This is a genomic window from Teichococcus deserti, from assembly GCF_001982615.1.
Classification (GTDB): Bacteria; Pseudomonadota; Alphaproteobacteria; order Acetobacterales; family Acetobacteraceae; genus Pseudoroseomonas; species Pseudoroseomonas deserti.
This window is the reverse complement of record NZ_MLCO01000151.1, coordinates 1-6,810: the sequence shown is the minus strand read 5'-3', so window position 1 is coordinate 6,810 and position 6,810 is coordinate 1. Positions and strand designations below refer to the sequence as shown.

Annotated in this window: 10 protein-coding genes; 8 read left to right on the top strand and 2 right to left on the bottom strand. The window is 71.8% G+C overall.

From position 1 onward, the window contains the following. The 6 genes from BKE38_RS15610 to BKE38_RS15585 form a co-directional block, all read left to right on the top strand. Positions 1–249 (top strand): SPOR domain-containing protein (locus BKE38_RS15610; protein WP_207553581.1); only part of this gene is annotated, 249 nt, incomplete at its 5' end. Positions 250–391: 142 nt separating this feature from the next. Continuing rightward, positions 392–1,783 (top strand): dihydroorotase, encoded by a 1,392-nt coding sequence (locus BKE38_RS15605; RefSeq protein WP_076958221.1) that lies wholly within the window; start codon positions 392–394, stop codon positions 1,781–1,783. Further along, the gene (locus BKE38_RS15600) at positions 1,783–1,986 is read left to right on the top strand and encodes a hypothetical protein (RefSeq protein WP_076958220.1); all 204 of its coding nucleotides are present in this window, start codon (positions 1,783–1,785) and stop codon (positions 1,984–1,986) included. The genes BKE38_RS15605 and BKE38_RS15600 overlap by 1 nt, the downstream gene beginning before the upstream one ends. 1 nt (position 1,987) lies before the next feature. Continuing rightward, entirely contained in the window at positions 1,988–2,200 is a 213-nt protein-coding gene (locus BKE38_RS15595) for a hypothetical protein (RefSeq protein ID WP_076958219.1), read from the top strand. 21 nt (positions 2,201–2,221) lie between these two features. Continuing rightward, positions 2,222–3,211 (top strand): N-carbamoyl-D-amino-acid hydrolase, encoded by a 990-nt coding sequence (locus tag BKE38_RS15590; protein WP_076958218.1) that lies wholly within the window; start codon positions 2,222–2,224, stop codon positions 3,209–3,211. Between the two features lie 96 nt (positions 3,212–3,307). After that, positions 3,308–3,580: a hypothetical protein gene (locus BKE38_RS15585; RefSeq protein ID WP_076958217.1), complete on the top strand. Its 273-nt coding sequence runs from the start codon at positions 3,308–3,310 to the stop codon at positions 3,578–3,580. 83 nt (positions 3,581–3,663) lie between these two features. Here BKE38_RS15585 and BKE38_RS15580 read toward each other — a convergent pair whose 3' ends face one another. Beyond that, positions 3,664–4,308 carry an aspartate/glutamate racemase family protein gene (locus tag BKE38_RS15580; protein ID WP_076958216.1) on the bottom strand — a complete coding sequence of 215 codons (645 nt, stop codon included), beginning with the start codon at positions 4,306–4,308 and terminating at the stop codon, positions 3,664–3,666. A gap of 167 nt (positions 4,309–4,475) precedes the next feature. On the opposite strand from BKE38_RS15580, the gene BKE38_RS15575 reads away from it, so the two are divergent. Continuing rightward, positions 4,476–4,955 (top strand): DUF983 domain-containing protein, encoded by a 480-nt coding sequence (locus BKE38_RS15575; RefSeq protein ID WP_076958215.1) that lies wholly within the window; start codon positions 4,476–4,478, stop codon positions 4,953–4,955. Then, positions 4,948–5,418, top strand: a complete 471-nt coding sequence (locus BKE38_RS15570; protein ID WP_076958214.1) for a UPF0262 family protein — start codon at positions 4,948–4,950, stop codon at positions 5,416–5,418. Before BKE38_RS15575 ends, BKE38_RS15570 begins: the two co-directional genes overlap by 8 nt. A gap of 51 nt (positions 5,419–5,469) precedes the next feature. Here BKE38_RS15570 and BKE38_RS15565 read toward each other — a convergent pair. Then, the coding region (locus BKE38_RS15565; RefSeq protein WP_076958213.1) for a DUF4153 domain-containing protein at positions 5,470–6,810 on the bottom strand (1,341 nt) is incomplete at its 5' end.

The following is a 6,810-nucleotide window of genomic DNA, read 5'->3' as shown; positions in this document are numbered from 1 at the left end:
CGCCGTGCCGCGGCGTCGGAGCGGATGGCCGGCGGACCCTGGGCGGTGCAGGTCGGCGCCTTCGACGCCGCCGCCGCGGCGCGCAGCGCCGCCAGCCGCGCCGCCCGGCGCGGCGGCAAGCCCGAGGTCGAGAGCGTGCGCGCCCGTGGCAAGACGCTGTACCGCGCCCGGGTGACCGGGCTGTCGGCGGCCTCCGCCCGCTCCTTCTGCCGCGCCGCCAGCGGGCCCTGCATGGTGATCGCGCCCTGAACCTGGCCCATCGCGTGCCGGAAACTGGAAAGCGCCCCGCTGCCGCTGCGGCTTTTCCGGCTGCCGGGCCGCCGCGGCCGGTTGAGGGGCCGCTGCTCTCGCCCTAGTCTCCCGCCCTTCTCAGCGGATTGGAGCTAGGGCCATGCAACTCCCCTATGACCGCGTGCTGCGCGGCGATCTCGTGCTGGCGGACGGCATCCTGAAGGATGGCTATGTCGCGGTGCGGGGGGAGGTGATCGCCGCCATCGGCCAGGGCGAGCTGCCGCCGGCCCGCCAGGTCGACGACTTCTCGGGCCGCGCCATCCTGCCCGGCCTGGTCGACGGCCATATGCACACCGGCAGCGCCATCGGCTTCCCCGGCATCGAGGGCGCCACCATGTCGGCCGCCGCCGGCGGCGTCACCACGGTCTGCGACATGCCCTATGACGTGCCGCGGGCGGTGACCAATGCCGGCATCTTCGCCGAGAAGGTGGAGGCGGTGCACCGCTGGGCGCATGTCGACGTGGCGCTCTATGGCACCATCACCAAGACCGGCGGGGTCGATGCCATCGCCGGGCTGGCGGAGGCCGGGGCGTCCGCCTTCAAGCTCTCCACCTATGAATATGATGCGGTGCGCTTCCCGCGCATCGACCACCCGACGATGGTGGCTGCCTTCCGCGAGATCGCCAAGACCGGGCTGATGGTCGCGGTGCACAACGAGGACCAGGAGCTGGTCGAGCGGCTGACCGCCGAGGCCCGCGCCTCCGGCCGGGTCGACCCGATCATGCATGCCCGCACCCGGCCGCCGCTGGCCGAGACCATGGCGGACCTCGAGATCTTCGAGATCGGCCTGGAGACCGGCGCGCATGTCCATATCGCGCATTCCTCGGTCGCCCGCGGCTTCGAGATCGCCGAGGCCTTCCGCGCCATGGGCGGCCGCGCCTCGGGCGAGGCCTGCATCCAGTATCTCTGCATGACCGAGGAGGACCTGGTCCGCCTCAAGGGCTTCGGCAAGTGCAACCCACCCTTCCGCACGGCCGAGGAGGTCGAGCGGATGTGGGGCGCGCTGGTCAACGGGCAGATGGCCTATGTCTCGACCGACCATGCCCCCTGGCAGCGCGAGAAGAAGCTCGGCGACGACATCTTCGCCTGCGGCGCGGGCCTGACCGGCATGCAGTCCTATGCGCCCCTGATGTTCACCATGCTGCGGGAACGGGGGCTCCCTCTCACCCTCATGGCCAAGTACTGCGCCGAGAACACCGCCCGCTACCACGGGCTGTTCCCGAAGAAGGGCGCCATCCGTCTGGGGTCGGATGCCGACTTCCTGGTCATGGAGGAAGGCGAGTTCGTCTTCGACGAGGCCTCGATCCAGGACCGGGCGGATGCGCGCTGGTCGCCCTATCACGGCCGGCCGATGACCGGCCGCGTCGCCGCCACCTATCTGCGCGGCAGCTGCATCTGGGACGGCACGGCGGTGCTCGCCCGCCCCGGACAGGGCCGCTTCGTGCCGCGGCAGCATCGCGAGAGCGCCCTGATCGAGCTCGATATCGGCTGATGCGGGCGCTGGTGGTGATGGGCGCCGGGCTCGGCGCGCTGGCGCTCTGGGTCTGGGCGACCGGCCCGGGCACCAGCCTGCCGCTGGCGCTGGGCGGCGGCCTCTGCGCCGTGCTGGCCAGCCGCGTCGCCTATCGCCTGCTGACCCCGCGCGAGACCGATACCGACACCGCCCCCTCCCCCGACAACCGAGGAGAGAACTGAGATGTTCGAAGTACGCGAGGAGAAGGACGGCAGCTTCGCCGTCTGGATCGCCGGGCGCGAGCGCATCGCCATGCTGCGCAGCCAGGAGGCGGCCGACGCCCTGGTGGACGCGCTGGAGGATGCCTGGGACGACGCCTTCCTGCGCGCCGTGGCCGAGACCCAGGAAGAGCATGGCGCCGACTTCATCGACCCGCTGCCGCCCACCACCAACTGAATAATAAAGCCGGAGCCCTTCATGTCCCGCATGCTGACCCTTGCCGCCGCCCAGCTGGGCCCGATCCAGAAGGCCGAGGGGCGCGACGTCGTCGTCGGCCGCATGGTGCGGCTGATGGAGCGCGCGCATCAGCGCGGCGCCGAGGTGGTGGTCTTCCCCGAGCTGGCGCTGACCACCTTCTTCCCGCGCTGGTACGAGGAGGACATCAACAACGCCGACGCCTGGTACGAATCCGCGCTGCCGTCCAACGAGACCGCGCCGCTGTTCGAGGCCGCCAAGAAGTTCAACATCGGCTTCCACCTGGGCTATGGCGAGATCGCGCATGAGCCAGATGAGACCGGCGTGGTGCGCAAGCGCCATTTCAACACCGCCGTCTATGTCCACCCGACCGGCGAAGTGGTGCTGAAGTACCGCAAGATCCACCTGCCGGGTCACAAGGAATTCGATCCGAAGCGCAAGGTGCAGCACCTGGAGAAGCGCTATTTCGAGGTGGGCAACCTGGGCTTCCCGGTGGTGCGGGCGCCGATCGGCAAGGCCGGGCCGGTGAACATCGGCATGATGATCTGCAACGACCGCCGCTGGCCGGAATCCTGGCGCGTCATGGGGCTGCAGCAGGTCGAGCTGGTGATGCTGGGCTACAACACCCCCTCCATCAACCAGGATGCCCGCGGCTTCGAGGCGCATCACCTGCGGGTCGAGCACAGCCACCTCTCCATCCGCGCCGGCTGCTACCAGAATGCCTGCTTCGCCGCTGGCGTTGCCAAGGCGGGTATCGAGGACGGCAACGAGCTGTTCGGCCACTCCATCATCGTCAACCCGCAGGGCGAGATCGTCGCCCAGGCGACGAGCTGGGATGACGAGCTGATCGTGGCCGACTGCAACCTGGACCAGTGCACGCTGGGCCGCACCACCATCTTCAACTTCGCCGCCCATCGCCGGGTCGAGGCCTATGGCCGCATCCTGGAGCAGACCGGCAGCGTCGCGCCGGCCGAGTGGACGCCGTCGAAGTAAGGCGGCCGATCACGCTCGCGCTGTCACGCGGATTGCGGCAGGGGCTGCCACGCCCCTGCCGCTTTGCCTTGGGAGACCGGGAGGCGGAGGTGATGCATGACCGACTTCCCGACGCGCCGGGTGCTGGGCCTGGCGATGCTGGCCACTCTGGGCTTCGCGGGCGCGGCCCGCGCCGACGATGACGACGACGATCGCCGGCTGCGCCCGGGCTGGCGCGATCCCTGGCATGACGCGCAGCGCTGGCGGGAGGAGGAGCGGCGCCGCGGGGCGCGGGCGCGCCGCCGGGACGACGAGGATGACGACGACGACGATGATGACCGGCGCCGCCGGCGCGGCCGGCGCCGCGATGATGACGACGATGATGATTGATCCGGCTGCCAGCGGCAGCCGGGCATAGACAGGAAGAAGATGGGGGTCCGGGGGAATTCCTTCCCCCGGCCTTCCTGCTTGTTCTAAGCGAGCACGCTCAGCAGCGCCTGGACCGCCGCGGCCTGGCAGGGCTCGATCACCGGCACGCCCGCCGCGTCTTCCACCGCCTTGCGATGCCCGGCCATGCCGGCGCAGCCCAGGATGACCGCCTCGCTCCCTTGTTTCACTAGCGCCCGCGCCGCGTCGCAGAGCGCGGCGCGGGCCGCCGTGGGATCGGTCAGCGTCTCCATCGGCAGGTTCAGCGCGATGCTGGCGGCCAGCCGCGCTTCCGCCCCCATGGCCTGCAGCGCCCGGCGCTGGCGCGGCTTGGAGGCGTCGACGAAGGCAATGACGCCGAAGCGCTCGGCCCGCGTCAGCGCGGCGGCGACGGCGCAGCGGAAGGGGCCGAAGACCGGGCGGTCGGTGGCGATGCGCACCGCCTCCAGCCCGGGATCGGAGACGCAGGCCAGGATATAGGCGTCGGCCGGCGTCGCCTCGACCAGGCGGCACAGCGGCTCGGCCACGGAATACCAGTCGCGCCAGGTGACGATGGCCGGCGGGCCGCCCGGGAGCGAAACCGTCTCGAAGATGGCCTGCCCTGGCAGGGCGAAGCCGGCGATGCTGTCGGCGATGCCGCGGGTGCAGCTCGCCGAGCTGTTGGGGTTGATGACGAGGATGCGCTTGACCATGCGCGCAGCATCGCGCCCGGGGGCCGAGCCTGCAAGCCGCGCCCCCGTTCGGTCAGGAGGCTTCACTTGATCCGCATGGCGCAACGTGCCGATATTGCGTTGCACACGGAAACGGTTTGGCCTCCGGCAGATGCCGGCGGCAGCCCAGCGAAGCCAGGAAGAAGCCCATGGACCACCAGCCGCAGCGCTGGGAGCCCCACCGCAGCCAGGCGGAACGGGTCGCCGCGCTGCCGCCCCTGACGACCATGCTGAAGCGGGGGGCGATGAACCGCTGCCCGGTCTGCGGGGTGGGTGAGGTGTTCGCCGGCTATCTCGTGGTGGTGCCGGCCTGCCGGCATTGCGACGCGCCGCTCGGCCGGGTGCGGGCGGATGACGCGCCGCCCTATTTCACCATCTTCATCGTCGGCCACGTGCTGCTGCCCGGCGTCTTCTGGGTCGAGAAGGCCTATATGCCGCCGATGTGGCTGCACATGGTGGTCTGGCTGCCGCTCTTCACCCTGGCCTGCCTGGTGCTGCTGCGGCCGATCAAGGGGGCGACGGTCGGGCTGATGCTGCGGCTGGGCTTCGGCGGCGACGAGGACGGGCCCCAGGAGAGGCCCCAGGAGAGATCGGGGCACGGCAAGCCGGATCCGCAGCGCGATGGCTGAGCAGCGGCTGCAGAGCATCGCGCTGCCCGAAGGGCCGCCGCTGCCCAACCCCTATGCCGAGGCCGACCGCGCCCAGGCGGTCGCCGACCTGCTGGCCGGCAACAGCTTCGACCCGGCCGGGCTGCCGCCGGGGCCTTATGCGCTGAACCTGGAGATCCGCGACGGGCGGCTGGTCTTCGACATCCACGACACGGCGCAGGCGCCGCTCAGGGTGATCGCCCTGGCGCTCGGGCCGTTCCGCCGGCTGATCAAGGACTACCACCTGGTGGTGGCGAGCCATGAGCAGGCGGTGACCGAGGGCGGCTCTGAGGCGCGGATCCAGGCGATCGACATGGGCCGCCGCGGCCTGCACAACGAGGGCGCCGAACTGCTGTGCCAGCGCCTCGACGGCCGCGTGGCGCTGGACTTCGAGACGGCGCGGCGGCTGTTCACCCTGGTCTGCGCGCTGCACCAGCGGATCTGATCGGCGCGGGCGATCGACCTCGCCGCCCATTCTGGCTGCGACGATGACAGGCTAGGGGCCGCAGGGATGGCGGAGCTCCAGCCGGAAGCGCCGTCCCTCCACCACCAGGTCGCGCCAGGGCGAGGGCTCCAGGCTGTAGCGCCCCTCGCGGCTGGCCTCGGCCGAGGCCTGGGCGCAGCGGTTGTAGCTGCCCTGCTCGACCCAGCCCTCCTCCCCATCCTCGCGCCAGACGCGCAGGCGCAGCGTGCTGCCCAGCAGGACCTCCGGCTTGTTGTCGCCGTCGAGGTCCAGGACCATGACGTCGCAGCCGCGCCAGCAGCTGGTGCGCAGCGTTTCCTTCTGTTGTTCCGCGAAGGAGTCCGGCAGGCGGGTCGCCGGCGGGATGAAGCGCAGCTGCGGCTCGGGCAGGGCCGGCGCCGCGGGCCGCGCCTCGGCCAGGTCGCGCAGCGGCGGCTGCAGCAGGGCGGCGCGGCCGGCGGGGCCGAGTTCGCGCTGGAACAGCCCGCGGTCGAAGCGCTCGGGCGGCGTGCGGCCATCCGCCAGCCGCGCCAGCTGGTCATCGACGGCGAGCTTCTCCGGCGCGGCCAGCGGCGAGTTCAGCAGCAGCACCAGGCCGATGGTCAGCCAGGCCATGACCTGGTTCACCGCGCCCAGCGGCGCCATGCCGGGCCGTGCCGCCGCCGCCAGGTAGCCCAGCGCGTAGAGCGCGGCGAGCCCGCCGGCCGCCAGGCCCAGCACCCGGTCCGGCGTCAGCCCGTATTGCGCGACGCGCAGCCCCAGCGCCCGGAGCGCCAGCAGGGCCAGCACCGGCAGCACCAGCGCCCCCAGCCGGGCGGCGGCGGCCTGCAGACGTGGGGCGGTGGCCATGACCAGCCCGTCCTGGTGCACCGCGTTGATCAGCAGGATCATCAGCGCCGAGGCACCCAGCAGCCCGCCGGCGGCGACATGGGTCTGCCACAGCCGCTCGATCCCGGTCAGCGGCAGGGCCAGCAGGAAGCCGGCGGCGAGTACGGCGAGCAGCGGCATCAGCCAGGCCAGCAGGGTCAACAGCAGCGCCCGCAGCGCGAGCGACAGCCGCTCCCGCAGCCCGAGCAGCGCCAGGCCCAGTCCGAGGATCAGCCCCGAGGCCGGGAGGGCGAAGCTGCGACGGTTGACCAGCCGCTCCAGGCCTTCCAGGCCGATCAGGGAAAACAGCGCGGCGCCGGCCTCGAGCACCAGCCAGAAGGCGCCGAGGAAGGCGAAGGCCAGCGCCAGGCGCAGGCTGTCCTGCCAGGCCTGCTCGAAGCAGTCGGCATAGGGCGGCGGCCAATGCCCGGCCCGCGCCGCGGCGCCGATGAGGTGATGGCCGAGGAAGACCACCGCCACCGCGCTGCCGACCAGCCGGGCCGAGGG